The sequence below is a fragment of the Butyrivibrio sp. WCD2001 genome (assembly GCF_000424485.1).
In the GTDB taxonomy this organism is placed as follows: Bacteria; Bacillota; Clostridia; order Lachnospirales; family Lachnospiraceae; genus Butyrivibrio.
Genome location: NZ_AUJZ01000005.1, coordinates 184290 through 209074, shown reverse-complemented (window position 1 = coordinate 209074; position 24785 = coordinate 184290). Strand labels below are relative to the sequence as shown.

Genomic DNA, 24785 nt, shown 5'->3' with positions numbered 1-24785 from the left:
CTTAATAAAATCATAAACTTTTCTACTGTTTTTCTTAAGGTTTTGAACACAATCAGTTCACAATTTAACTGTATATTATAGACAAGATAGTTGATGAACTAACTATCTCCCCCTCATAAGAAACCGCAGACACACGCTTTTAGCGTGTGTTTTGTGGTTTATGGGATAAAATCTTTCAAAACGATCTGAATGCTTTCCACGCCTCTGTATTCATTAATTTTTGCCTGATATGCAATCTTAATAATCATTTTATCATGATTCGCACCGTTATATAAATTTTCCCGCTGTTCTTTTCCAAAATTCATATCAAGGAACTCATTCCATCTGTCAAAAACACTTCCAAAGACCATCATATCATAGAAATTGCCCTTTTCATCCCTGACTGACATCTTCACAGTATTGGCGTTCTTACCTATTACACGGCCTCTGACAAGCTCTACATCCCGCGAAGCAAAAAGCGGCTCAGGGTTTCCCTGTCCGAAAGGAGCAAGCTTATCTATCTCCTTTAACAATCCCATGGACAGATACTGTAGCGGAAGTACCATATCAAGGCGAAGTACCTCTTCAAAGTCATCTTCTGTGAGCTTACTGTTATCGTTAAGCGCTTCCCTGAAGGCCTCCACATTTTCCTTTTTTAGGGAGAATCCGGCTGCCATCTTGTGTCCGCCGTACTTCGTAAGGAGGTTCCTGCATTCACTAAGGGCCTCAAACATATGATACCCCTCAATTGAGCGGCCTGATCCCTTTACCAGGTCATCCCCTGTATCGGTAAGCACAAATACAGGGTGATTCACTTCCTCTTTCACTCTTCCGGCAATAATTCCCGCAAGTGATTCATGGAGCCCAGGCATATAGATAACAAGCACATCCGGAAGATTCTCTCCATAACCGGAAATGATTTCCATCGCCTCTTCCTTGCCCTCTGCGGTCATATCCTTACGACTGTCGTTGAGTTCCTTTAATTCCAGCGCTATCTCAGCAGCTGCATTTGAATTAGTCTCCGTCAGAAGCTCAAGGCCTCTCATAGCTGAATCAAGTCTACCCGTTGCATTAAGACACGGTCCGATGACAAAGCCGTATATATAACAGCTAACCCGGTAAGGATCTATATCGGTAGCACGAAGAAGCGCACGGAGCCCAATATTATCAGTTTGTGGAATGCACTTAAATGACTTCTTTACAATTATTCTGTTTTCATCTTTAAGGGGCATAACATCACATACTGTAGCCCAGCCTGCAAAGATTGACATCTCATCAAAGAAATGACTTAGTCTTTCATCCTGTGGCATTTCCATCTTCTCTGTAAGCACCTGAATGAATTTGTATGCCACCATTGCTCCGCAAATCTCAGGATACGGATATTCATCATCTAGTCTCTTCGGATCAACCACTGCATCAGCCGGAGGCAGAATCATCTCATCCCTATTCTCCTCTGAGTAGCTAACCTCATGGTGATCAGTGACTATGACAGTCATTCCCAGCTCTTTTGCATGCGCAATCTGCTCTATGGCTGCTATTCCGTTATCACAGGTGATGATAGTCCTCTTGCCTTCCTCATAAGCCTTATCAACAAGCCCTACACTAAGACCGTATCCATCCTCTATTCTGTGCGGAAGCCTTGCATCCACATCTCCGCCGCAGAGCTTTATTCCGGATATCAGAATATATGATGAGCATATGCCATCTACATCATAATCTCCAATTACCCTTATGGAATCCCCGGCCTGAATTCGCTCAGCCATAATCTCTGCCGCTTTATCTATATCTTTCAAAAGATGCGGATCATGAAGATTACTCTCATCAGCGTTCATGTACATGCTGATATCTTCATTGCTCGTAATATCACGATTTCTCAATAATCTCGCCGTTATAGGAGATATCCCATTCTCCTGTGCAATCTTATTAAAATCCGCACCTTTTCTAATTTCAACCCACTTTGCCATAAATTCCTCTTGAAATAAAACGGGCTGCCGTAGCTATCTGCGGCAGCCCTCTTTATTAGTTCTTTTTGAATTTCTTAAGATCAAGCCATATCGGTGATGCGATAAAGATTGATGAATATGTTCCGGCTACTACACCGACCATAAGAGGCAGTGCAAAGAAGCGGATATCCGGCACACCGAAAATAGCAAGTGAAAGAACCATGATGAAAGTTGTGATGGATGTAAACAAGCTTCGTGTAATTGTCTGGCTTACACTCTTGTTAACAAGCTCCTCGAGCTGATCCTGACGATTCATGAAAATATGGTTCTCTCTGATACGGTCGAATGTAACGATAGTATCGTTGATTGAATAACCGATAATTGTAAGAACTGCAGCGATGAAAGTACCACCGACCTGAATTCTTGTAAGTGCATAACATGTAATTACGATAAGTGCATCATGCGCAAGGGCAATGATTGCTGCTGCACCGAACTTGATATCTCTGAATCTGATCCAGATATATGCAAGCATAAGTACAAGTGCGATGATCAAAGCAACTGTCGCATCAGTACGCATCTCATTACTGATTGTGGAACTGATACTCTCAGCAGCGATATTCTCTGCAGGAACAGAGTAATCTGTCTTGAACATATTATCAACTGCTTCTCTCTGATCTACTGTAAGTGTTACAGTCTTGAAGATAACCTGGTTGGAACCTGCAACAGTCTGAACCTGAACGGAATCAACACCTGTAAGCTCCTTGATCTTCGGAACAACCTCGCTGTCAAGCTTCTCTGTTGTCCATGCCTCGTTAAAGGTTACGCTTGTGGATGTACCACCTACGAAGTCAAGGCTGTAGTTGAATGCGCCCTGTCCGCGTCCTGCATTTACACCCATGAATACAAATCCAAGAATGATGATTGCTGCAGAAATACCGTAGAACATCTTTCTCTTTGTAGTGAAATCGAAAAGCTTGAGTTCTTTTGCCTGTCCATACCACTTCTTATCCTCAAAGCCAAGGCCGTAGAAGATATTTGTAATAGCTCTTGTAACAAAGAGAGCTGTGAACATTGAAACAACAATACCAAGTGCAAGTGTGGAAGCAAATCCCTTAACAGTACCTGTTCCGCGAAGTCCGAGAATTGCTGCCGCAATAAGGGTTGTGATGTTACCGTCAAGGATAGCTGAAAGAGCCTTGCTGTAGCCGACCTTGATAGCTCCCTTTACATCCTTACCACCTGCAATTTCCTCTCTGATACGTGCAAATACAAGCACGTTAGCATCAACGGCCATACCTACTGAAAGGATGATACCTGCGATACCCGGAAGGGTAAGTGTAATCTCAAATGCAGAAAGAAGAAGAATCTCCAGTCCGCAGTAGAACATAAGTGCAATACTTGCAGCTACACCGAGCAGTTTATACAGAACAATCATGAATAAGATGATTGCGCAGAAACCTACGATTGCAGCGATCATACTTGTATGAATAGCATTTGAACCAAGCTGAGCTCCTACTACGTTGGAACGAAGTTCGTTAAGCTGAAGCTTAAGTCCACCTATACGGATCATGGATGCAAGATTTGCAGCATCCTCGAAAGTCTTCTCACCAGTGATGATAGCTCTTCCGTCTGTAATTTCTGCCTGAACGGTAGGAACTGAAATGAACTCACCGTCATAGTAGATACCGATTGACTCGCCGTTAGCATAAGCCTTCTTGGTAGCCTCAGCGAATGCCTGTCTTCCGGCCTCTGTAAACTCAAGAGAAACAACTACTTCCTGAGTGTTGGCTGTACCGGAATTCTGATATCCTGCCTCAGCCTGCGCAACATCCTCACCCTTAAGGACGATTGAACCTTCAGCCTCGAGTTCCTCGATAGTCTTGTTAAGTACGTATCCGATCTCACCATCGCCTGAAAGAACGTAGTTGCCATCCTCATCTACAGTGAAACCTGAATTGTATGTGTAGTTCTCATTACCCTGGCTGTCAGTCTGTGCAATAAAGTACAGATTACCGGGCTGACCTAGATCCTCAAGAATCTTGTTGGCATCTGTAACACCGGGAATCTCGATATTGATTCGGTTGGAACCCTCCTGATAAACCTGTGACTCTGTACTGTACTGATCTACACGCTGCTGGAGCTTGTATATAGTATCTGACATGTCTTCGGCACTGGGTGTTCCGTCGCCTACAACTTCATAGGTGATGCTGACACCACCAGCCAGGTCAAGTCCGAGATTGATACTCTTAAGTGAACCTGACTTATCGCTTCCAAGGCCATAATATGAAGTATAGCCAAGTCCGCCAAGTAGCAACAGCGCTACCAGCAAAGCGATTACTGATTTTACTCTTTTCATTTCTTAACCCTCCGTTATACTCATTCGGCAAGTGCGGCTTTAATCATGATTGCGCATTCTATACGCTTTCTCTGAAGTTCGCATCCCGTATGATAGGTTGTATTTATGTCGCCGTTAAAATTGTAGGCGTTTGCAGCACAACCTCCGCTGCAATAATATCTTGCAAAGCACTTCTGACACTCCGGTCTCGAGTACACATTGCTCTCCTTAAACTGTCTGCGGAGATCATCTCTTGTGATTCCGTCAAAGACATTACCCATAATGAAATCTTCATTACCGACAAACTGGTGACAAGGATAAAGGTCACCCCAGGGCGTAACTCCGAGATACTCACATCCCGAACCGCAGCCCGACAGTCTCTTAGCTACGCAGGGACCGCCCTCTAAGTCGATGTTGAAGTGGAAGAAATTGAAGCCCTTCCCTTCCTTATGTCTCTGAAGATAAAACTTGGCAAGTTCATCATACTGCTCACAAAGATAAGGGATATCCTCATCCTTGATTGCATACCAGTCTTCAGGCTTAGCCACAACCGGCTCAACCGAGATCTGTTTAAATCCGAGATCCGCAAGATGCTTAACATCCTCACAGAAATCCAGATTGTTGTGCGTAAAGGTTCCTCTTACGAAATATCTGAGCTGATGACGGCTCTCCGCCACCTTCTTAAACTTGGGAACGATGTTATCATAGGTTCCCTGACCTCCGCGCATGGGACGCATCTTATCATTTACTTCCTTGCGTCCGTCTATTGAAAGGACGATGTTCCCCATCTCCTTATTGGCATATTCAAGTATCTCATCTGTTAAAAGAGTTCCGTTGGTGGTAAGTGTAAAACGGAAGTTCTTGTCGTGTTCCTTCTCAAGGCCTCGTCCGTACTCTACTATCTTCTTAACCACATCCCAGTTAAGAAGCGGCTCTCCTCCAAAGAAGTCAACTTCAAGATTCCTTCTGCCACCGGAATTCTTTATAAGGAAATCAAGAGCAGCCTTACCGACTTCCTCGGTCATAAGCGCTTTTCTGCCGTGATATTCACCCTCATCTGCAAAGCAGTACTTACATCTGAGGTTGCAGTCATGCGCGATATTGAGGCAAAGCGCCTTGACTACGGTATCTCTCTCCTTGAACTCCTCAACATAATTCTCATAGACATCATCGGTATAAAGGACTTCACCTCTTCGAAGCTCCAATATATCGGAAATCGCGTCCTTCAGGTCCTCTTCACTGTAATTATCAAAGTCACCTGAAAGGGCAGCCGCAAGCTCTGAAGTAAGAGCCTCATCATCTGCATCGGAAGCACCCTCTGCTGTGATGTCGGCTGACTTAAAGCGCTTAATCAATTGCTCCTCCACGGGGTGGATAAGATCAAAAACAATGTCATCCACTACGTGAACAGAACCACTGTTTACATCCAGAACAATATCATAGCCGTTGTTCTTGTATGCATGTACCATATAAAATTCTCACTACCTTTTCTAATATGTGATGTTGTAAAAATGTATTCCTCACAGTTTTCATAAAGCAAGCAGCGGCATGGCCGCTGCCTGTTTAGTTATAACTATTTAGTTAAATACACCTATTACTTGTTAGCAACCTGCTCGCAGCTCTGGTTACCAACAGTGCAGGAAGTCTTGCATGCAGACTGGCATGATGTCTGGCATTCGCCGCAGCCGCCCTTCTTCATTGACTCCTTAAGATTTCTTGTTGCAAGTGTCTTTACATGCTTCATAACTCTTCTCCTTTTCATTCAGGATTAATACTGAAAAACAACACAGTTTTCCACGCTCCAGTAGTATACCATAATTTGTTCACTGCGAAAAGCACTTTTTCACCCAGTCACACTACCTTTTTCATCCTCGTTCTCAGTGCCGCTCTCCTTAGTGTCAAAAGCGCCCTCCGGAATATAAACCAGAACATCCGTGATACGGTTTCTCTTTATGGCACTCGCTGTGAGCTCCACACCGTTTTCAAGCTTTGTGGTCTCGCCGCCTCTCGGAAGTCTGTCCAGACTCTCGATCATCAGTCCTCCGATGGAATCGTAGTCGTCAGATGCAAAAGCCGTTCCCAGAGCATCATTGATATCATCAAGCTTCATATTACCTTCTACGAGGAATCTTCCGCCTCCGAGCTCTCTTATCTGCTCTTCTTCATCGGAGTCATACTCATCACGTATCTCTCCGACGATTTCCTCCAGAAGATCCTCCAGAGTGATCATACCAACGGTTGCTCCGTATTCACTAAGGACAAAAGCAACATTCTGCGCATTTTTTCTCATTTCCATAAGAAGATCCGCCGTCTTTTTATATTCGTAGGTGTAATAAGCCTCTCTCAGATAGTCGCTTATCTTGAAGTTATCCTTATCTGAAACCAGCACCATGTCCTTGATATTGATAAGACCGATGATATTGTCCTGATTGTCCTCATAAACTGGGATTCTGGTATACATCTCCTGTTTAAAAACACGCATAACCTCATGATACTCAGCATCGGAGCTTACACAGCTCATGTCTATTCTGGGAATCATGACATCCTTTGCAACCGCATCGGAAAATTCGAACACGTTGTAGATGATTTCCTTCTCACCGCTTTCGATTACTCCGTCCTCATGGCTTACATCGACATAGGTCTTAAGCTCTTTTTCTGTCATAAGCTGATGTGAATTCTTATCAACTCTTAATATCTTAAGCACAATATCCGCCACCGCATTAACAATCCAGATAACCGGAGAGAGGATTGTCATTATAAGAAGAATTATTCTCGCGTAAAAGAGCGCCATGTTTTCGGCATAAGTAGTCGCAATGGTCTTGGGAATAATCTCACCGATTATGAGAACCACGATAGTCAAAACACCGGTTCCGATACTGATGGCCCAGTCGCCCCACAATCTCTGAACAAAAATCGTCGCAAGAGCGGAAGCAGACAGATTGACTATGTTGTTGCCGATAAGAACCGCCGAGAGCATATTCTGATAATCATCGAGAATCTTCTGAACCGCCAGAGCTCTCTTATTGTTTTCCTCCACAAGCGTCTTAATCCTGACTCTGCTGACACAGCTCATGGCCGTCTCCGCAGATGAAAAAAACGCCGATAAAAATACAAGAAGAATCAGAACGATCAACTGTATTATATTTTGTTGCAAGTCTTTGTCCCCCTTTAGGTGTTGTTATGCTGTAACAGTACCGCCATCCATCTTCGATACCACTTTTTTCTTAATTATAAAGTAACTGATAAGATGTGCGGTAGATGTAATTGTCCAGGTCACAGGATAGGATATATAAAGTACCGTAAGGTCGTGATATATCCTGAACACAGTAAGTATCCATACAATTCGAAGTCCGCAGGCTCCAATGATCGAAACTATCATTGGCACAGTGGAATATCCCATTCCTCGGAGGCTTCCGCAGATGACATCCATGCATCCACAGAGGAAATAAACCGTGCAGATAACTGCCATACGCTGAACGCCGTACTGAATTGTAGCAGGCTCCTTGGTATATATGCTAACAAGCTGTGCACCGAAGAAATAGAAAACATTCCCCATCACAGCTCCGACCACAAATACAACCGCAAGGCAGGTTCTAAGTACCTTACCGATTCTCTCCGGCTTGTTTGCACCGACGTTCTGACTGGTGAAGGATACGCAGGCCTGGTATACGGAATTCATCGCCATATATACAAAGCCTTCAATATTTGCTGCCGCCGCACTTCCCGCCATAGCAACGGAACCAAATTCGTTGATTGAGGACTGGATCAGCACATTTGAAAATGAAAAAATCGCACCCTGAAGTCCTGCAGGAAGCCCGACACGAACTATCCTCTTTGTCTTGTCCATGTCCACTCTGATTTTTCTGATGCTCAGTTTATACATCTCATCCGTTGTTATCAGCGCCTTTACTATAAGACCTGCTGATACGGCCTGCGCAAGGATTGTTGCCAGTGCAACACCCGCAACATGCATATGAAAGCCTATTACAAAAATCAGGTTCAGAATTACATTTATCACGCCTGCATTCATAAGGTAGTAAAGAGGCCTTCTGGTATCTCCGGTCGCCCTCAAAATAGCCGCACCGAAATTATACAACATTGTTACCGGCATTCCGATAAAATATATTCGCATATACAAAGTCGAAAGGTCAATTACTTCCTTCGGAGATCCCATCATCTCCAGAATTGGTCTGGAAACAAGGATACCTATAACGGCAATAATAATTCCGCCGATAAGAGCAAGTGCAACTGTCGTATGCACTGTCTCTTCCATCTCCTTCTTCTGTCTTGCCGCAAAATATCTGGCAGCAAGCACATTGACACCCACGGAAAGACCCATGAATACACTAAGGAGCATGTTTATGACAGAGCCCGTTGAGCCTATTGCCGCAACGCAGTTGGCTCCCAGGGTATCGTCTCCCGCGAACTGGCCTACCACTACTATATCCGCAGCATTAAAAAGAAGCTGCAGTACGCTCGAGATAATTAAAGGTATGGAAAAAAGGAGAATCTTCGGAAGAAGAGCCCCCTTAGTCATATCTATCTCGTATTTTCTGTTTCTGTTTTTCATAATCAATGCTTAAATTCTGTTTTGTAGAAATCCTTGAAACCTGCGTAGCCCTGAGCACCAAGCTGTTCCTTCTGGAACTTTTTATTTTTGTTCATGCGCACAACAAGGACCTGGCGTCCGTTTGCTCTCTCCTTCTGTGCCTCGGCGATAATTTCGGAAAGCTGCTCGCCGCCGATACCCTTTTCAATAAGGAAAGCGACTTTATCCTTCTCATCGGGAATCTTGAAACCTTCATCCATCATGATCATGATAATACGCTCAAAACCGATTGAGAATCCGCAGGCAGGTGTGTCCTGACCCGTAAACTTGCCGACCATCTTATCATAGCGTCCGCCGCCACCGCAGCTTCCACCGTACTGAGGCATAGCTACCTCAAAAATAGTTCCTGTGTAGTAACTCATACCGCGAACAAGTGTGGGATCAAATACAAGCTCGAACTCCGCACTCTTTGTAGCATCAACACTTGAAATGATCTCCTGAAGGCTGTTCTTAACGTCAGCGTCAAGGAAGTCGCCGAGAGTATCAGCAAGGAAGCTTATTCCTTCAATAGCACCCTTTCCTTCAACATTTTTAAAGAGGTCAAGGTACTTATCAATGCTCTCCTTGGCAAAACCATCCTTAAGGAGTTCTTCCGCAACACCCTCAAGACCAATCTTATCCATCTTATCAAGTGTTATGAAAACAGAATCATAGGATTCCTCTGTAAAGCCAGCATACGCAGCCATGGCCTTAAGCATACGTCTCTCATTTATTCTGATCTGGAAGCCCTTAAAACCAAGTCTTCCGAGAGTTGTTGTCGTAGCAAGGATAAGCTCTATCTCAGCAAGATTGGTGGGCTCACCGAGAATATCAATATCACACTGCATAAACTGACGATAACGTCCCTTCTGCGGTCTGTCTGCTCTCCATACATAGCCCATCTGAAGTGCCTTGAAAGGTGAAGGCAGTTCATTCTGGTGGTTGGAATAGTATCTTACAAGCGGAACCGTAAGGTCATAACGAAGTCCCGAATCCGTAAGATCGTTTTCTTCCTTTGCGGTCTCGAGATTGAGCTTCTCTCCTCTTTTCATTACCTTAAAGATGAGCTTCTCGTTCTCGCCGCCCTGCTTGCTGTTAAGGTTTGCAAGAGATTCTACGCAGGGTGTATCTATGGAAGTAAATCCAAATCCTGCATATGTATCCTTAATAATACCGATCACATAATCTCTGAGTTTCATCTCCTCAGGGAGTATATCCTTCATTCCCGTTACGGGTTTCTTTATAAGTGTCATTCGTTAACCTCTTCTTTCTTTATTTATCCTTACAACCACCGCAAAGGGTTGCTGAGTACTTTTGCACGCTTTACGATTTCCTCGCGGTTATGCTTGATGTAGAACTCCAGGGCCGCAATCTCCTCTTCCTCAAATCCGTCGGATTTGAGAATTTTATATCCCGGGATAATGCCCTCGGCAGTATCGTTCTCCCTCAGCGATCTGGGCCGCGAAAAATAAATCCTTATGAATGTCTTTCCGGATTTTGACGTCAAAAAGCCTGTCTGCGTCATTTTCAGTTCCTGACCAAAATTCTTAGCCATATTTCCCCCATAAGCAAAGATAAAGTCTTAAATAATCCTTATCATCATACCATATAAAGGCATACATCAAAATATGATATATGTGACCGGCTAAAAATACAAGTCGGAATTCAAACTTCGCACAGCCCCCAGAGCTCCGTCCGCCGGCCCCGAACCGTATGCTCAGATGAACCGTCATCTGGCGAAATTCATCAGGCCCTTTGTTTGTCATCATGCGTGGGGCAACATGTCTGAGAGATGTTTGCTTAAAGCCACTAACGTCCTTAAGACTTTTTGCTTCTATATTCACTCGCTTGAATTTTCTAATGCTCACGCAGATTTCTTTTATTGTGCATGCTCGCTATAATCGCTTTTTCAAAGCTCGTTATCTCGCATGCACTTAAAATCTGCTATGTGAGCATAAGAAAATTCAAAGCTCAGAATAAATTGCAAAAGAGTCTTAAGGACGTTAGTGGCTTTTGCAAACAGCCTTGAGTTTTGTCCCACGCATGAATTAAAGAAAACAAAGGGCCTGATAAATGTTCTGAGCCAATTGACGGTGAAAAATGAGCATATGGTTCGGGGCCGGCGGACGGAGCTCCGGGGGCTGTGCGAAGTTTGAGTTAACGAATTATAAAATCTATTAAATTATTGTAAACATGCTCATTTTCATGCGTTTTATCGTAAAATTATAGTGTAGTGTATTCAAGTACATGTATTCGTAAAGGAGATCGTACAAATGGCTAACAACGAAAGCAACAGCGGATTCGAGAAAATCCCATTTATTAAGACCGTTGCCGGGATGAGTCTTATGACTTATCTTGCACTGCTGATTTTGTTCGCAATATCTATAGCAGTAGTTGTTACTGAAATGATGAATATCACGAAGAACTCCATAGCTCAAGCTGAGCAGGTGCAGGGTGTTATGAATGATATGCGTGTATTTGAAGTAGACATGCGTATTGTGGACAATGATGGTTTTGCCCTTGCATCAAACTATGAAACAATAAAGGGTCTGGGCCAGATTGAGACTAAGGTTCCGGAGCTTCAGAACTGTCTTGCAGAAATGGACGAAGCATCCGCCGGAATAACATCAACATTTACAGAACTTACCGGCGCAGACAGTACAGCTTCAAAAGCTGCTGCAGTTATAGCCGAAAACTATGCCACTTACAAAACAGGTTATGAAAAAGTTGTAACAGCTGCTCAGACAGGTGATGTAGACACAATCATTCAGGTCGTTTATGTCGAATGTGCAAATCAGCTTACAACCATGAAGGAACAACTTGAAATTCTTGATAAAGAAATTGATGCCGTTCAGCAGCAGTCCAGTGAAGCTGTCTATGCAAAAGCCATGAGAGCAATCGGAGTAGTTAATTTGAATATGGCAGTATATATCATCTGCATCATCGCATTCTGCTTCTTCAACTATCGCAAGGTGGGCCGAAAGGTTAATCTCATTGCCGATGAGATCAATGATATCATCACCAATATCAATAACCATCAGGGCGACCTGACAGTAAGACTTGAGACAAAGACCTCTTCCGAGCTTGTGCATATCAAGCAGGGCTTCAACCACTTTATGGAAACCCTTCAGAACATCCTTAGAGAGGTTAAGAACGGAACGGTTACACTTACCGAATCCTCTGAGAGTATGACAAACCAGATCGTTTTAGCCAACGATAATATAACCAATACTTCCGCAGCTCTTGAAGAGCTCGCAGCAAGCATGCAGAACGTATCAGATACCTCCAAGGTGATGAACGAGAAGCTCGACAACGTCAAGGAAGCTACCGACAACATCAACTTTGGTGTTGAAGACGGTACTGCTAAGGCTGAGGAGATCAGAGCTGAAGCTATCGAGATAAAAGATGGCGCCCTCCACAAGAAGGAGAATACCGGTGCCAAGATGGAGAACCTCTCAGGAGTGCTTGAGCAGTCCGTTAAGGATAGTGAAAAGGTTAAGCAGATCAACGAGCTTACCAATGTCATCCTTGATATCGCTTCACAGACTAACCTCCTTGCCCTCAATGCTTCAATCGAGGCGGCAAGAGCAGGTGAAGCAGGACGCGGATTCTCGGTTGTTGCTGAAGAGATCAGCTCCCTTGCCGACAACTCCCGCCAGACAGCTGCCAACATCCAGGATATCAGTAATGAGGTTACCCAGGCGGTTACCACACTGGCCGACAACGCTATGCAGGTTCTTGATTTCATCAACACCACAGTGCTTAGTGACTACGATGCTTTCGTAGAGACAGGTGAGAAATACGAAGAAACCGCAAAGCTCATCAATGAGATGCTTGACGGCATAGCTGATCAGACTCAGAACCTCAACACTATTATGGAAGAAATGAGTGATTCCGTTACCTCTATTTCACAGTCTGTAAACGAGGCTTCCGATGCGATCAACCAGTCCGCAGAGAACTCTCAGGACATCGTCGACGAGATCAGCGGCATCAGTTCCGCTATGGACACCAACAACGATGTTACAGAAAAGCTGAGCGAGAGCACAAGACAGTTCATAAATATCTAAAAAAATCTCTTGAAACAATAAATAGGGCTTGGGATCAATCTTTGGTCCCAAGCCTTTAATTATTTCGAAGTAATTCGAAAACCAATTATTTTAAAGTCACTTTATTTCTGCCACTTTCCTTTGACATATAAAGTGCTTTATCCACACGATTGAATACATCGTCGAAGGAATCCTCATCGCGAAGCTCTGTAACACCTACAGAGCAGGTCAGCTGACCGATTTCCGGAAAAGTTGCTGCTTCAACATTTTTCCTCAAAGTTTCAGATACCTCATAAAGCTCATCTCCGGTCTTCCCTCTGTAGACAATGACAAATTCTTCACCTCCCCATCTGCCAATATGGGCGTCTTTATCGACAACCGTCTCTTCAATGATGTGCGCGAATTTCTTAAGTGTGCGATCACCTGTGGAATGTCCGTGGTTATCATTAACCTGCTTAAAGAAATCAATGTCGATCATCATGAGGGATACAGACGTTCCCTCCTTTTTATGTGCATCGATAGCGTTAAGTATCTCCGTCTTAATTCCGCCATGATTGAGAAGTCCCGTCAGTGAATCGGCTATCGCAAGCTCCTCGTATTGCCTTAAGGTACTCATGATATCTTCAAAGTTCTCATGAATGTCCTGTACCATGAAGACAAATCTGAAGTCATCCTCATTAGCTGTTGCAGTCCTGCTGAAAATGAGTTTTACCCAGATATATGTACCCTCAAGGTTCATCATCATACAGTCAAGCGATATTGTGCGTCCCGGTGCCAGATTGGCCTTCAGGTATTCAGGATCCGTGATCTTAAGAAACTGATCCTTATCCTCCGGAGCGATCATATTTACAGTCATCAAGCGCCACTCTGAATATTTTATGCTTGAATTCACAGTCTCATCGGATATCTCCGTCACGCTTAAACTGCTGGTCGTATCCTGAACAAGGTCCACGTACATTGAAAACAGATAGGTGTTCTGTATCGTATTGACCTTTTTGGTGGTCATGAATTCCTCAACATACTCATCGTCGTCAAGTTCATCCATGACAAAAATATACTGTTTCTCATTTCTTGTCGGATAAACCTGCATCTGTACAAAACGAGGTGTACTGCTGCCTTCGAGAAAAACCTTCAGTCTTCTGCTGAATTTTCCTTTAAAATCCGCATAGTATGATACAAATGCCTTGTACTCGTCAGTAATCAGTTCACTTGAACCCTCAATATGAAACCAGAGCTTCTCTATCAGGTCATGATAATCACCGGTTTCCTCAATAAACTCTTTGAACATATTTCTGCGAGTCATTGCCCTGTATCTGTTGGTTGTTGCATCCACAAGAATAACAGCGTCGACATTTTCATGTAAAAGCTCAAGTACTTCCTTTTCCGTATAGCTTTCCAGGCTCTTTCTTGCCATTTTCCTTACCTCTGTAATGGGGCCTCTAATCATTCTTTTTATTGAGAATGAATTCCATTAACTTATTTATTATATATCAAATTCAGCCTGTATGCACGCTTATTCAACGCCTGTGACGCTGACATTCTCAAGCCTTGTGAGCGCAGGAATGTTGAAGTTGTCATACTGGCGCTTTTCCTTTGACATATACATCTCATTCACAAAGTCTGTCATGCAGCCTGAAATCGAACCTCCGCTTACAGGGGTAACCTTTTCGCCGTCGTGGTAATAACCAAGTCTTATCTCTCCCGCGATATCTCCCGAGATGGAATCAACAGCAAAATCCGAAAATTCAACTATCTCAAGGTATTTTCCGCTTCTGATCTCTTCCGAAGTCTTGGAACCGCCTTCCACATCAAAATTGCATGCAAGGTATGAATCCTTGATTCCAAGGTAATATCTGAATCTTCTTCCACCAAAGAAGGTGGTGGGAACATTTTTATCAAGAACTGTCATATCCCTTATTACAGCACCTTCATCATCCACATCGAAGTTTTTTGATGAGTTCGGCAGGTATTTTACGGATTTCAGTGTAACTTTATCTCCCTTTGCCCTAGGCGCAACTTCCTTGCCAATCTCCCAATCGGAATACTTGCTGTATATAAAACCCGCATTGCACTTTTCAACAAACCAGCTGTATATCTGGACCGCATCGCTTGTCGGGAAAACAACTGCTGCCTTTCCAAGCTTCGGAGTAGGTTTCGCAATCAGCTTATCCTTACCATATCTGAGTACCTCTGCAATGTCCTTTTTCAGATTCTCACTGTCGCAGCTTCCTGCCTTATACATGCGATAGAGCTCGATCTCATGCTCGCTATCCCTGGCATTTACCACAACCTCAACCATTGATGAGGGATATTCAAAGCTTATGTCTATTCCCTCCGAGTTGATGAATCTTCTCTTATTCTTCTCAGCAAAAATCTCATAGGAATTGATGTACTCTGTGTCCGTCTCCGGAAGCTCCTTCATTGCCTTTACGAAGTTTTCCGCAATTTGGGAAACATCCACGTCCTCACTTTTTGATACCTCATAATCTTCGGGCTTATTAAGCTCGTAAAAAGGGTTCTTTACATTTTCTGCCCTTGAGATGAGCTTATTGATTTCTTCTTTTATCTCTTCATCCGTAAGTGTCGGATATATCTCTCCCGAAGCACTTCCGAGCATCTTGCCGTCGTCAAGCTTCTTGTAAACCTTGACGTTAATATGCTCTACATCTCTTACTCTGTTCTGGTCCAGTCTGTGCTTTATGAAATAAAACTCATACGCCATTGTTGTTGTATCTGTAATCTCAAAGCCGTCCGCATCGGAGGCCTTGAGAATATCTATAATCTTGTCTGTCATTTTCTTTTCCTTTCGTCTTCCCCTCATCCGTCAGCTTCCCCCCAAGGGGAAGGCGCTTCGAGGTACTTAACCTAGTCTAGCAACCGCCTTCAGGTAAGGGCCACCGTCGGAGACTTTAACCCACTCCTTGTGTCCTTTACCGCAGCCGCCGTTACCGAAGGATTCACGGTCTGTACTTACCATTGAAATTGAGCCGAGAAGATCCGGCACATAACCGGTCATAACTACAGGAGCAACAACTTTTCCCGTGAACTTGCCGTCTATAATCTCACGGCCTCTCGCAACGATGCACTGAATGCCCCAGTGCTTCGGATCCTCCATGCCGGAGAACATACCCTCAAGATAGTAGCCCTTCTTAACTGAAGCGATCATATCCTCCTTGGAGTCACTTCCGCTGTCGAACATCGTATTTGTCATACGTGTATAAACCTTGTGCTCGAAGTTCTCGCGCTTACCGTTACCGGTGGGCTTTGTTCCAAGTCTGAGCGCAGCAAGAGCATCACAGACACCTGTTTTCAAAATGCCGTGATCAATCTCTGTAACATCACCTGCAAGTGTACCCTCATCGTCAAAGGCATAGCTTGCAACGTCAACAACGCAGTTTGCACCCTCGTGCATCGAAACAAGATCTGAACCGACACGCTTATCAATATACTCCGCACCGAGAGCTCTGCCCTTTACAAACATATCCATCTCAACGCCGTGGCCGAAGGCCTCATGGGCGATAAGTCCGGTAACCTCGGGACTTGTGATAATCTCATATTCCCCGGGAATCACGGGATCGGCATCCAGCATATCGCCAACAGAATTAACAGCCACCTCGATTTTCTCCTCAAGGTCGTCAAGAATTCCGGCACCACTTCTTCCCGAAACACCCTCGATTGACATGGTATTTCTGCCGTTCTTTGCACCGATTGCAAGAATAGAACCTTCTGTGTAGACATAGCTCTGGCGCATATCTCTGTTCTTTGTGAGGAACATCTTGCAGACGTGGGTGGACTTTGCGGATGCGGGTGCATCTATCATGAAATCCTTAAGCTTTACGGCTCTGTCGCTGTAGCTCTGGAGTTTTTCCATAAGTGCCCCGAGATCCACATCCTGAGGCATGATATCAGTCTCCATCTCTGTGAAAAGCTCGCAGGGCTCGTCGTCAAGCTTATCCGTATCAAAAACTTCTGTGGAAGTCTTTTTGATAATTTCAAACTGGTCATTCAGAATATTCTTTAGTTTTGAGGCGAAAGCGCTCACATCCTTATCAGGTTTGTTGAACGAATACTCGCTGTAAAGGCCATCCTTATATACTCTGACAACGCAGCCTCTTTCGGTCGTCATATTTTCACTCGTAATCGCCTTGCTCTTCTGCGATGCCTGTATAGAAAAGCCCTTGGAATCGCTGGCAAGAACGCTTACGTAATCATATTCCTCCGAGAGCTCATCGATCAGCATTTTAAGGCCGGGTGCAAGCTCTGTAAGGTATAAAGAAAACTTTGCTTTCATAAAATACTCCTAACATTATATTTTTTGCACAAATACTCCTCTATTATATACTCTCAGGAAAGATAAAGACTAATTTTTCTTCAGACTCACATCAATCCTGCATCCATATCTCTCGCTATCCTTGCAAGATCTTCGTACTCTTTCTTCTCACGCTTTACACCGTACCCGGAGACTTCCTTTACACGTATTTCTCCATCGGGAGTAGTTATCGTTTTCTCCTCACGGTGAAGCACGTAGCGATTGCTGATGTGCTCACGAATACCGATGGTTGTTGTATATTTGAAAATCTTTTTGACCAATTCTTCTTTTTTATCTTCCCTGCAGAGGACTGTCAGCATGGTTCCCGGCCGATTTTTCTTCATGAAAATAGAAGTGGTAAATACGTCCAAAGCACCCTCTTCCATGAGACGCTCAGTTGCAAAGCCTATTGCCTCGGGAGTCATGTCGTCGAGATTGCAGATGAGTTCTGTGATGGTATCGGTGAGAGCTTCGTCATCTTCATTGCCAAGCATCACCCTTACGCAGTTTGCCTTTGCGAAATCCTTTTTACCCATACCATAACCGATTTTATCTACACTCATAATAGGCTGAGGTCCAAAGCTTTTTGCAAAGTATTTGATAAGTGCAGCACCTGTGGGTGTGCATAGTTCTCCGTCGATATCTGCACTGTAGGACGGAATACCTTTTAAAAGAATTGCGGTGGCAGGTGCGGGAACCGGAAGAATTCCGTGCGCACATTTTACATGACCGCTTCCCACATGGATGGGAGATGCGATCACGCTGGCCGGACCTATTTCATTCATAATTAAGCAGGTCGCCGTGATGTCTGCAATGGCATCCATACTGCCTACTTCATGAAAATGTATCTCGGATACAGGCTCACCGTGAACGGTGCTCTCTGCCTCTGCAATCAGTTTATATACGTTAAGGATGTCCTTTTTAATGGATTCTTCTATTTTCAGTGATTCAATTATATGCTCGATATCATGGAGGCTTCTGTGGCTATGGTGATGCTCGTTATCATGGCTGTGACCATGCTCATGGTGATGATGGCCCACATCATCGCTTATCTCTTCTTCTCCATTTACCCTGACTTCCAGATGTTTTCCTGTAATTCCGCATTTTTCTGAAGTCACAAGCTCATAAGTCACCCCGGGAATCCCGGCTTCATTAAGCTTTTCAAGTATCTCATCTCTGTTCTCACAGATATCCAAAAGGGCTGCTGAGAGCATGTCTCCCGCAGCTCCCATCTTACATTCTATATAAAGTGTTTTCATGATAATTGTTATCCTTTCGATGGTTACGAGAATTAAATTGTATGCTACTTAATTATATCGCATTTTATTTATCTGAAAACACCATTTCTTTTAATTTTATTCCCGTAGGGGTCGTGGCCAGTCCTCCGGCCGCAGTTTCCTTTAGGGTTGTCGACATCACATCTCCGACTTCTTTCATAGCATCCAGGCATTCATCGGCAGGAATGTGAGCCTTAATTCCGGCAAGCGCCATGTCAGCACAGGAAAAAGCTATCATCAGTCCCGATACGTTTCTCTTAATACAGGGAATTTCCACCAGTCCTGCCACAGGATCGCACACAAGTCCCATTTGATTAGAGATTGCCATAGCGCATGCATCTGCGCACTGTGCAGGAGTTCCTCCCATCAGCTCCACAAGGGCTGCTGCCGTCATAGCTGCCGCACTTCCGCACTCAGCCTGGCACCCTCCCTCAGCGCCTGCGATACTTGCTCTGTTTGCCACAACCATTCCGATAGCTCCCGCGGTGAACATTGACATCACAATGTCCTTTTCATCAAAGCCTCTGTCCTCGTATAGGGAAACCAATGCTCCCGGCAAAATGCCGCAGCTCCCGGCTGTGGGCGCCGCAACTATTCGCCCCATTGACGCATTACAGCCAGCTACTGAAAGTGCTCTTGCTATCGCCTTTGACAACCCCTCCCCGCAGAGTCCGCCATCATTTTTTCCTGCGTATTCGTTCATGATATAGCCTTCACCGCCGGTAAGACCGGAAGTCGACTTAAGATCCTTCTTCATGCCCTCTTGAACGGATCTCTTCATAACATCGAAATTGATTTCCATCTTTTCATAAAGTTCAAGCTCTGTTATTCCCATGCTTTCAGCCTGATCCTCAAGAGCAAGCTGACTGAGCTTTATATTTCGGGCATTTGCAGCGGTCACGAGATCGCTGATGGATTCGTATTTTAACATTTTGTTCCCCTCATCCGGCGCTTCGCGCCACCTTCCCCCTAGGGGAAGGCTTTATTGTTATGCCTTCCCCCTAGGGGAAGGCTTAATGTTGCTCGCTAAACTCTTTTAATCAGAATTGCGTTAAGGACGTGGTCGATGCCTCTTATCTCATCTACCAGTGTCTCCGGCGGCTTGTTATCTATTTCGATGGTCATGATGGCTTCTCCGCCCTTTTCCTGGCGCGAGAGATGGAACTTGGAGATATTCAGATCCTCGTGTTCCCAGTGCATCATATTTGTGACGCTCGCAATAACACCGGGTTTGTCCTCGTGCATCACAAGGATTGTATTGTTGTCTCCGGAAAATTCCACGTCCATCCCGTTTATCTGTTTTACAAGAATATTGCCTCCGCCTACGCTGGCACCCTGCATCACGCCTTCGGAACCATCTTCAAGAAAGTAATGAATACGCGCGGTATTCGGATGTGCTCCCTTGATGTTCTCTTTTATAAATGTGTACTCTATTCCCCGCTCGGCTGCAATCTTATGCGCATCCCTGATCTCGGGAGAATAACTTTTATATCCCATTATTCCTGCGAGAAGTGCTCTGTCCGTTCCATGTCCCCTGTAAGTCTGGGCAAAAGATCCGGACAGGGTAATCTCAACCTTTTTTAGTTTTCTGTCATCTATAAGCTTGTTGACAACTCTGCCGAGCCGCACTGCACCCGCAGTGTGAGAACTCGAAGGTCCTATCATCACCGGTCCTATAATATCGAAAATGTTCATGGAATTACCTCCATTAAAAAAATGGAGCAGACACATCACACCAAAAGCGCTAGAATCTGCTCATCTTATTATTTTCCATCAAGGTCGGCAACTCTTACGGGTTCGCCGTTTAACAGGATGTAACCCTTTGGAAGCCTCGACGCATCCGACATGGAGGTATAGTGCCCTTTGTCATGTCTGTGTGGCATAGCACCTGCGTCGTTTCTTGCATTTTTCCTATTGTATGTATTATATACCCCGGCCGGCTTATGCGCGTGCGGCATCGATGAAGCTTCACGTTTACTGCTGTCAGCCGTTCCGCTCATAGCTGCCGTTTGTCCGGCCTTTTTTCTTAAAACTCTTCCAAATACTGATAGCACAAGAATCCAGACTACTAACGACACAAGTCCATCCAGATTCTCTCCTACCATGGGTAAAACTTCCTCCAACTTTTCTCCCAAAAGAGCTATTACCTGTTCCATATCTCCTCCCGATATCACATCATGATTCTTTACTTAATTCCTGAAGAATAGCATCCACATCATAATTAGGGGCATAGTTTTCAGCAATCTTGCGAATAACTTCTATTCTGGTCTCAGATTCTTCAAGGCGCATCTTACTCTTCCCAAAAGAAATTATACCACAAATAGGCATAGTTACACCGTATGATATGCCCCATATTCCATGTCTACCCCCCAATAGACCTAAAACAAATCCAGCATGCTATCCAGATATACTTCTTCCCTGACTTTTAGTTGGTATTCGGGCTTTGTCATGTAATAAAGTAAAAACTCCAGAATAATGGCGCTTCCAAGGCTTCTCCCTTCGATTTTGAAATTGGAGAAGCCCGCAGGCATGTATGTTTCTTGAATATCTTCAATTCCGATAAAACCGGGGTTCTTCATTGCATCGGAAAAGCGGTAGCCTCTGCCTGCTTCGGGAGAAACGCAGGCATGATCGGCGCAGTTTTCACCGAGACTTTTCCTGCTGACATTTTCATAGCAATTCTTTCTGTCATAACAATCAAACCAGCAGCATTCATTGCACAAAAATTCCACCTTCTGCTTCTGCAAAGGTGAAAGTGCGCATAGTTTATCCAATTCCTTATTTAGTCTGAAGTCTGGTACAACATAGCTGAATTCACTGCGGTCAAGCTCTTTTTCAAGCTCTGAAAACTCAGTCAACACCTTTGTCGTACTTGAAACAAAATAAAAACCGGGATAGTTTTCCTTTAGATATTTAAGAAGAATATCTGAGTGAAGTATTATTCCGTTACTCCCCTCTGCACCGCTTTTCTCAAACAAAGCACACAGGTAATTGCACTTCTTATCGGAAAGGTGCTTCTCCTCAAGCAGAGAATTACTGAACGTAAGCCGCGCAGAGATTCCGTACTGCTTCATCAGCAAGGCCACTTCTTCCGGGCCTGCATCTCCGAAACCCACTCTTCCGCCACCCCATGTGCAATCGCCGGGAGCGCCATAAATTGAGCCTATTTCACACCAATCATAAAAATACTCCCTGCGCTCTCTAAAGAGCGGCAGGAAGATTTTGTATAAGTCATAAAAATCGAATAAACCGGGGAGATGATAATAAGCTGTCATTTTATCCCTCGTCTCTCCATTGCCTGGATCAGATACTTGATTTTCTTTTTTACCACGTCTGCATATTTGGGTTTTAACTTATTCTGAACACCGATAAAATCTCTGATAGTCTCGATATCTTTATCTCTCATATATGCCAGAGTTTCTTCATCCAGTTTGAGTATATCAATATTTTTATCACAGATTCGTTTAGATGCTATATATCTTTCCATTCAGAACTTCCTTCTTTCAATAATTATAAAGCCTCTCTATATTATATTCCAGAAATCTAAACCTCCGATAAAGTTGAAATTAAAAATACGAAAAGCATCCGCTGCGAATTATATTCCATTTTGTGTTAATGAAACGAAATCACCTTGTCGTAGTCATAGCCTCGGTCAGGAGTGAAATCTCTCTTAGTGAGAGTAAAATATAATACTCCATGCTTTTTCAATGTAAATGAAACATCCACCGTTCCGTTCTTTGATACTTCAACAGAGCTCGTCGTAAGAGGCCATGCGGCGCTCTTAATCATTTCCTTCTCCGCCTTCGACGGGTATGCCGGCTCTCCCAAGTCGTGCCACAATTTCAAGGGATTACAGCAGGTCTCATCGACAGTCTTTTTGATAAGTGTATACTCACCGGCTTCCGGAAGCTCAAAGTCCAAATCAGCGCTAATCTCCTCCTCACCTATATTCCACAATACTCCCGCGTAGCCAAAATCATTCTTCACAATTACCGCCTTGTCATCGCGGTATACACAACCCTCGCCAAACATTTTTAACTGCTTATAAAAATAGAAAGTCCAGAAGGTCGGCTTGGGAATATTCCCATCCGCAACCATTCCAAAGCCTCCATGGAATAGGGAATGCTGAACTCCCTGCTCCTCGAACACATCTCCGAAGGTCCAGTAGGAATATGCTTCATTCACATCCCCAAGTCCCGCCAGCTGACCTGCGAGATATGCGGCATTTAAATTAGTGTCATGGATTACACCCCTTGGAGTATACGAGGTGCTAAATTCCGACAGATGTATGGGGAGCCCTCTGAATTCATCATAAGAATCCACAATATCCCTGGTGGACTGAAGATTCTCAAAACGCATCTTTGGATCCTCCAGTTTGGAATAATCATAATGTCCGATGCGCTCCGGGAATTCCACAGTGTAATGATGTCTGGTAATCCTGTCGGGTTTTATGCACTCCTTTTTGCAAAACTCAAGGAAAGCCTCTATCCACTCCGCATCCCTTACGCCGCAGATGGCAGGCCCTCCGACCTTATATCTTGAGTCATAGTTCTTAATTGCAAGAAAAGTCTCCTTGAACAATTTGAAATATTCCTGCATGTCAGCCTTGTACCAAAAGCCCGGCAGATTGGGCTCATTCCACACCTCAATAGGCCATGTCACAGTTTCTTCTCCGTAGCGCTTTTTGAGGTGTGACAGAAGAGCAATAACCATATCTGTCCACTTTTTGTAATCCTTGGGTGGAGTGGTATTCCCCTTCCAGTAAAAGATCGTCTGGGTTCCGCTGGCAAGCTGGCCGGGCATGAATCCAAGCTCAAGATAAGGCCTGATGCCAAGTCGCAAAAAGCTGTCAAAAATCCTGTCTATATAAGTGTAGTTGTACTCTACTTTTGTCTCGCCGTCCTCTTCGTACTCATTGTAGATAGCCACATCATCAGAGAAAAGGCCGTGACCTCTGATGTAGGAAAAGCCGATCATCTCCTGCACAAATTCAAGCTCTTTGAGGTATTCCTCTGTAAGTGCAAGCCCGAGCCTTCCCGTGCCGACGCAGTAATCCACGTTATTATTGAATTCCATCCTGTTATCTTTTTTTACGATTATTTTTTCTCTGCTCATACCCTGATTCTCCCTGTTCCCTAAAAAAAATAGAATTATTAACAAAATAAAAAGCCTTATATGCTGCATTTTTAATGTAGCATATAAGGCTCCCGCACTCTAAAACAATATTGTTTTTATCATGCCAATTATTGCGATTATTTCCGTGATTTTTTCAGAAGCTCCGCGGTAAAGTCGATATAATCAAGGCAGGTGTTGCACTTGGGAGCATAGTCTATCAAAAGTCTCTTGGCTTCCTGAGCTTCCTTTGTCTTTATACATTCACGGATAACTGTTTTAAAGAGCTTCGTATCCATCTTCTTTGCTGTCTTTTCTATATTGTCACGGGTTCCCTTCTCAAGGTTGGATCTCCCCGAATATCTGACAAGAAGAAGTCCGGCGATGGAAAGATTTCTGTTCTGTCTCTTTTTCACAGACATGATCGTGTCGTATAACTGACTGATTCCCTGCATCGCATAGGAGTCCGCAGTAACAGGGATTATCACTTTATCAGCTGCAATAAGGCAGTTATAAAGGATGATATTAAGTGATGGCGCTGTATCAATAACGATGTACTCATATCCATCGAGCTCGTCCAGTGCATCCTTAAGGCGATAGAAGCCTTCAAGGTCACCGTCAAGCATCTTCTCCGCTTTTACAAGAAGAGGGTCAGATGCTACAATATCGCCGTTTTCTGTATGCTGGATAGCTTCCGCAATCGGCAATTTATCAGAGTCGATTATTACATCATAAAGCGTAGCGACGTCCTCAATCTTGGCATCATAGGTGCTTGTGCTGTTGCACTGAGGATCAGCGTCTATCAAAAGTGTCTTTGCTTTTCTTCCAAGAATTCCCGCAAGATTGGTTGCAGTAGTACTTTTACCGATGCCGCCCTTCTGGTTGGCAACCACGAATATAGTAGACATTTTTCATCCCCTCCCTCAGAAATCAACGCAGCCGTTTACATTACCGTTAACAACATAGAAAACCTTGTGCTCCTCAGGCTTTATATAGACATCGATTTTCTGAAAATCCGCTTCCGATACTCCATGAGAAAGCGCATCCTCTTTGATTTTCTTTAAAATGTCATCGGTAGTGCGGTCACTGTTTTGATACTGAACGACGATGTTTTTCTGAGCAGTGGCAAAACTTCCGGTTGCTTCAAGTGCTCTCTTAACACTGCTTTGTCTGGCCATTTTTCATATCCCCCTTTG

At 44.1% G+C, this 24785-nt stretch carries 21 protein-coding genes; 1 reads left to right on the top strand and 20 read right to left on the bottom strand.

Annotated elements, in window-relative coordinates; all coding sequences use genetic code 11:
• Nucleotides 1-158: 158 nt before the first annotated feature.
• The 8 genes from recJ to G630_RS0105750 all read right to left on the bottom strand — a co-directional run bounded on the left by recJ (nucleotide 159) and on the right by G630_RS0105750 (nucleotide 10400).
• Nucleotides 159-1943 (bottom strand): single-stranded-DNA-specific exonuclease RecJ, encoded by a 1785-nt coding sequence (gene recJ, locus G630_RS0105785; protein ID WP_026498039.1) that lies wholly within the window; start codon nucleotides 1941-1943, stop codon nucleotides 159-161.
• A 55-nt stretch (nucleotides 1944-1998) separates the two neighbouring features.
• Complete coding sequence (gene secD, locus G630_RS0105780; RefSeq protein WP_026498038.1) at nucleotides 1999-4278, bottom strand: protein translocase subunit SecD; 2280 nt, start codon at nucleotides 4276-4278, stop codon at nucleotides 1999-2001.
• A gap of 20 nt (nucleotides 4279-4298) precedes the next feature.
• On the bottom strand, nucleotides 4299-5726 hold the full coding sequence (scfB, locus tag G630_RS0105775) for a thioether cross-link-forming SCIFF peptide maturase (protein WP_022762633.1): 1428 nt from the start codon (nucleotides 5724-5726) through the stop codon (nucleotides 4299-4301).
• Nucleotides 5727-5851: 125 nt separating this feature from the next.
• Entirely contained in the window at nucleotides 5852-6001 is a 150-nt protein-coding gene (gene scfA, locus G630_RS20895; RefSeq protein WP_022762634.1) for a six-cysteine ranthipeptide SCIFF, read from the bottom strand.
• Between the two features lie 99 nt (nucleotides 6002-6100).
• Nucleotides 6101-7411 (bottom strand): HlyC/CorC family transporter, encoded by a 1311-nt coding sequence (locus G630_RS0105765; RefSeq protein WP_026498037.1) that lies wholly within the window; start codon nucleotides 7409-7411, stop codon nucleotides 6101-6103.
• A 24-nt stretch (nucleotides 7412-7435) separates the two neighbouring features.
• The gene (locus tag G630_RS0105760; protein ID WP_044958783.1) at nucleotides 7436-8827 is read right to left on the bottom strand and encodes an MATE family efflux transporter; all 1392 of its coding nucleotides are present in this window, start codon (nucleotides 8825-8827) and stop codon (nucleotides 7436-7438) included.
• 2 nt (nucleotides 8828-8829) lie between these two features.
• A complete protein-coding gene (gene hisS, locus G630_RS0105755) occupies nucleotides 8830-10098 on the bottom strand; it encodes a histidine--tRNA ligase (RefSeq protein WP_026498035.1) in 1269 nt (422 codons plus the stop codon).
• 29 nt (nucleotides 10099-10127) lie between these two features.
• Entirely contained in the window at nucleotides 10128-10400 is a 273-nt protein-coding gene (locus G630_RS0105750) for a hypothetical protein (protein WP_022762638.1), read from the bottom strand.
• Nucleotides 10401-11118: 718 nt separating this feature from the next.
• Here G630_RS0105750 and G630_RS0105740 point away from each other — a divergent pair.
• Complete coding sequence (locus G630_RS0105740) at nucleotides 11119-12912, top strand: methyl-accepting chemotaxis protein (protein WP_026498033.1); 1794 nt, start codon at nucleotides 11119-11121, stop codon at nucleotides 12910-12912.
• Nucleotides 12913-12997: 85 nt separating this feature from the next.
• On the opposite strand, the gene G630_RS0105735 is transcribed toward G630_RS0105740, so the two are convergent.
• From G630_RS0105735 to G630_RS0105675, 12 genes are all read right to left on the bottom strand, one after another.
• Nucleotides 12998-14305 (bottom strand): GGDEF domain-containing protein, encoded by a 1308-nt coding sequence (locus G630_RS0105735; protein ID WP_026498032.1) that lies wholly within the window; start codon nucleotides 14303-14305, stop codon nucleotides 12998-13000.
• Between the two features lie 99 nt (nucleotides 14306-14404).
• Nucleotides 14405-15712, bottom strand: coding sequence for a metallopeptidase TldD-related protein (locus G630_RS0105730; protein WP_242829909.1), 1308 nt, complete (start codon nucleotides 15710-15712; stop codon nucleotides 14405-14407).
• 39 nt (nucleotides 15713-15751) lie between these two features.
• On the bottom strand, nucleotides 15752-17182 hold the full coding sequence (locus tag G630_RS0105725; protein ID WP_026498030.1) for a TldD/PmbA family protein: 1431 nt from the start codon (nucleotides 17180-17182) through the stop codon (nucleotides 15752-15754).
• Nucleotides 17183-17268: 86 nt separating this feature from the next.
• Nucleotides 17269-18459, bottom strand: coding sequence for a nickel pincer cofactor biosynthesis protein LarC (gene larC, locus G630_RS0105720; protein WP_026498029.1), 1191 nt, complete (start codon nucleotides 18457-18459; stop codon nucleotides 17269-17271).
• Between the two features lie 64 nt (nucleotides 18460-18523).
• The gene (gene sdaAA / locus G630_RS0105715; RefSeq protein WP_026498028.1) at nucleotides 18524-19408 is read right to left on the bottom strand and encodes an L-serine ammonia-lyase, iron-sulfur-dependent, subunit alpha; all 885 of its coding nucleotides are present in this window, start codon (nucleotides 19406-19408) and stop codon (nucleotides 18524-18526) included.
• A 95-nt stretch (nucleotides 19409-19503) separates the two neighbouring features.
• The gene (gene sdaAB / locus G630_RS0105710; protein ID WP_026498027.1) at nucleotides 19504-20172 is read right to left on the bottom strand and encodes an L-serine ammonia-lyase, iron-sulfur-dependent subunit beta; all 669 of its coding nucleotides are present in this window, start codon (nucleotides 20170-20172) and stop codon (nucleotides 19504-19506) included.
• Between the two features lie 68 nt (nucleotides 20173-20240).
• On the bottom strand, nucleotides 20241-20633 hold the full coding sequence (locus tag G630_RS0105705) for a hypothetical protein (RefSeq protein ID WP_026498026.1): 393 nt from the start codon (nucleotides 20631-20633) through the stop codon (nucleotides 20241-20243).
• 222 nt (nucleotides 20634-20855) lie between these two features.
• Nucleotides 20856-21752: a hypothetical protein gene (locus G630_RS0105695; RefSeq protein WP_026498025.1), complete on the bottom strand. Its 897-nt coding sequence runs from the start codon at nucleotides 21750-21752 to the stop codon at nucleotides 20856-20858.
• On the bottom strand, nucleotides 21749-21964 hold the full coding sequence (locus tag G630_RS0105690; RefSeq protein WP_022762649.1) for a hypothetical protein: 216 nt from the start codon (nucleotides 21962-21964) through the stop codon (nucleotides 21749-21751). Before G630_RS0105690 ends, G630_RS0105695 begins: the two co-directional genes overlap by 4 nt.
• A 125-nt stretch (nucleotides 21965-22089) precedes the next feature.
• Entirely contained in the window at nucleotides 22090-23592 is a 1503-nt protein-coding gene (locus tag G630_RS0105685) for a GH39 family glycosyl hydrolase (protein WP_026498024.1), read from the bottom strand.
• Nucleotides 23593-23729: 137 nt separating this feature from the next.
• A complete protein-coding gene (locus G630_RS0105680; RefSeq protein ID WP_026498023.1) occupies nucleotides 23730-24497 on the bottom strand; it encodes a ParA family protein in 768 nt (255 codons plus the stop codon).
• Nucleotides 24498-24512: 15 nt separating this feature from the next.
• Nucleotides 24513-24767, bottom strand: a complete 255-nt coding sequence (locus G630_RS0105675) for a DUF6465 family protein (protein ID WP_022762652.1) — start codon at nucleotides 24765-24767, stop codon at nucleotides 24513-24515.
• Nucleotides 24768-24785: the final 18 nt, after the last annotated feature.